The organism is Amycolatopsis sp. NPDC102389, from assembly GCF_044765885.1.
In the GTDB taxonomy this organism is placed as follows: Bacteria; Actinomycetota; Actinomycetes; order Mycobacteriales; family Pseudonocardiaceae; genus Amycolatopsis.
Genome location: NZ_JBIWKX010000130.1, coordinates 1 through 2,786 on the forward strand (window position 1 = coordinate 1; position 2,786 = coordinate 2,786).

Genomic DNA, 2,786 nt, shown 5'->3' on the forward strand with positions numbered 1-2,786 from the left:
GGCTACTATCTCCCGGTCCCGGCCACAGCTCCCGACCGCCTTGGTCTCACCGAACCCCTGCATCTGGCACCTCAAGAGTCCGCCCCTCCGACCCGGCCTGAGGTGGCGGGCAGTGGTTCTTCGGTGCCGGGGGTGCTGACCCTGCCTGAGGTGGCGAAGTGGCGTCCCGCGAAGGACGGCACCGGTCCGCGGACGTTGAGGGCTTTCCTGGAATCACGGCCCCAGCCGGACGGTTTCGCCCTGAAATCGGGGAATCGAAAGCATGCGAGGACGAGCCCGGTCGCCCAGGACTTGATCAATGCCTGGGTGGAAGACCTGCACGGCGAGATGACGCAGTCGGCGGTCGTGGAATTGTCCGGTGATTTGGTCAGTAATTCTCACGTCAGCGAGTTGTGGCGGCGTCTTGAGCGGCCGTGGATTCCTGAGGATGTGCCGGGGGATGTGGTGGGCTGGCGTCCTGCACCGGATGGCACGGGACCCCGCACGCTCCGGGACTTCCTGTACAAGCGGGGAGATCTCCCGGACGGCTTCACCCTGAAATCGAAGGGCCGGCCGGGGTCGAGGACGAGTGTGGTCGCCCGGGGCTGGATCAATGCCTGGGCGGCAGAGCTCCGCGAGAAGATGTCGCAGAGGGCAGTCACGGAACTGTCCGGTGGCTTGATCAATAAGGTCCAGGTGGGGGTGTTGTGGGGAGCTATCGCGAATGACCCGGACGCGGGGGTGCCGGAGGGTGGTGGTTCTTCGGTGCCGGGGGAGCTGACCCGGCCTGAGGTGGTGGAGTGGCGTCCCGCGAAGGACGGTACCGGTCCGCGGACGTTGAGGGCTTTCCTGGAATCACGGCCCCACCCGGCAGGTTTCGAGTTGAAATCAGAGAACCGGCCGCGCTCGAGTCAGCGGGCCCAGGACTGGATCGATGCCTGGATTGTAGGGCTTCACAGGGAGATGACGCAGGCGGAAGTTGTGGAACTGTCCGATGGCGTGGTCAGTCGCTCTCACGTCAGCGAGTTGTGGCATCTTCTTGAGGGGGCGTGGATTCCTGAGGATGTGCCGGGGGATGTGGTGGGCTGGCGTCCTGCGCCGGATGGCACGGGACCCCGTACGTTCCGGGATTTCCTGAATACGCGGGGAGATCTTCCGGCTGGTTTCACTCTGAAATCGAAGGGCCGGCCGGGGTCGATCACGAGTGTGGTCGCCCGGGGCTGGATCAATGCCTGGGTGGCTGGTCTTCACGGTGAGATGACGGAGGCGGACGTCGTGGAAATGTCCGGTGGCTTGATCAGCCCGGTCCAGGTGGTGGTGTTGTGGGCTGCTGTCGCGAGGGGTGTCTCGGCCACAGCTCCCGACCGCCTTGGTCTCACCGAACCCCTGCATCTGGCACCTCAAGAGTCCGCCCCTCCGACCCGGCCTGAGGTGGCGAAGTGGCGTCCCGCGGAGGACGGCACCGGTCCGCGGACGTTGAGGGCCTTCCTGGAATCACGGCCCCACCCGCCAGGTTTCGTCCTGAAATCAGGGAAGCGGCCGCGCTCGAGACAAATGGCCCAGGACTGGATCGATGCCTGGGTGGAAGGCCTGCACCACGAGATGACGTCTGCGGAAGTCGTGGATTTGTCCGATGGTTTGGTCAGTCGCTCTCACGTCAGCGAGTTGTGGCGGCGTCTTGAGGGGTCGTGGGTTTCTGAGGATGTGCCGGGGGATGTGGTGGGCTGGCGTCCTGCACCGGATGGCACGGGACCCCGTACGTTCCGGGATTTCCTGAACATGCGGGGAGATCTTCCGGCAGGTTTCACCCTGAAGCCGAAGGGCCGGACGGGGGTGAGGACGAGTGTGGTCGCCCGGGGCTGGATCAATGCCTGGGCGGTGGAAAAGCTCCGCGAAAAGATGACGCAGTCGGACGTCGTTGAACTGTCCGATGGCTTGATCAACTCGCTCCAGGTGGGAGCGTTGTGGGCAGGCCTTGCCAGGGAATCGGATACGAGGGTGCTGGAGGGGGATGTTCCTGGGGGTGGTGGTTCTTCGGGTTCGGGGGTGCTGACCCGGCCTGAGGTGGTGGGGTGGCGTCCCGCGAAGGACGGCACCGGTCCCCGGACGTTGAGGGCCTTCCTGGAATCACGGCCCCACCCGCCAGGTTTCGCCCTGAAATCAGAGAACCGGCCGCGCTCGAGCCAGATGGCCCAGGAGTGGATCAATGCCTGGGTGGAAGACCTGCACGGAGAAAAGATGTCGCAGCTGGCGGTCGCGAAACTGTCCGGTTATTTGGTCAGCCAGCCTCAGGTCAGTTTGCTGTGGCATGGTCTTAAGCTGCCAGAGATTCCTGAGGATGTGCCGGGGGATGTGGTGGGCTGGCGTCCTGCACCGGATGGCACAGGCCCCCGCACGTTCCGGGATTTCCTGAACACGCGGGGAGATCTCCCGGCTGGTTTCACCCTGAAATCGAAGGACCAGCCGGGGTCGATCACGAGTGTGGTCGCCCAGGGCTGGATCAATGCCTGGGCGGCAGACCTGCACGGAGAAAAGATGTCGCAGGCGGACGTCGCGGAACTGTCCGGTGGCTTGATCAACAAGGATCAGGTCAGAGCGTTGTGGGCTGTTGTCGCGGGGGGTGCGGGTGCGGGGGTTCCTGTTCGGGTGGCGGAGGAGGCGGCGGTGGCGCGGGCGCGGTCGCGGGAGCTTTCGCGGCGCGAGAGTGACAGCGAGGGTGGTGTGGCGGGTGGGGTGTGGGAGGTGGGTGATCTGGCTGCTGTGCCGGTGGGGAATGTGTTCGGGGTCGCGATCGAGTTGGCGGATGT

Annotated in this window: 1 protein-coding gene; it reads left to right on the forward strand. The window is 65.1% G+C overall.

Annotated features, from left to right (window positions below):
• Nucleotides 1–132 precede the first annotated feature (132 nt).
• The coding region (locus tag ACIRGA_RS40815; protein WP_400952945.1) for a hypothetical protein at nt 133–2,786 on the forward strand (2,654 nt) is incomplete at its 3' end.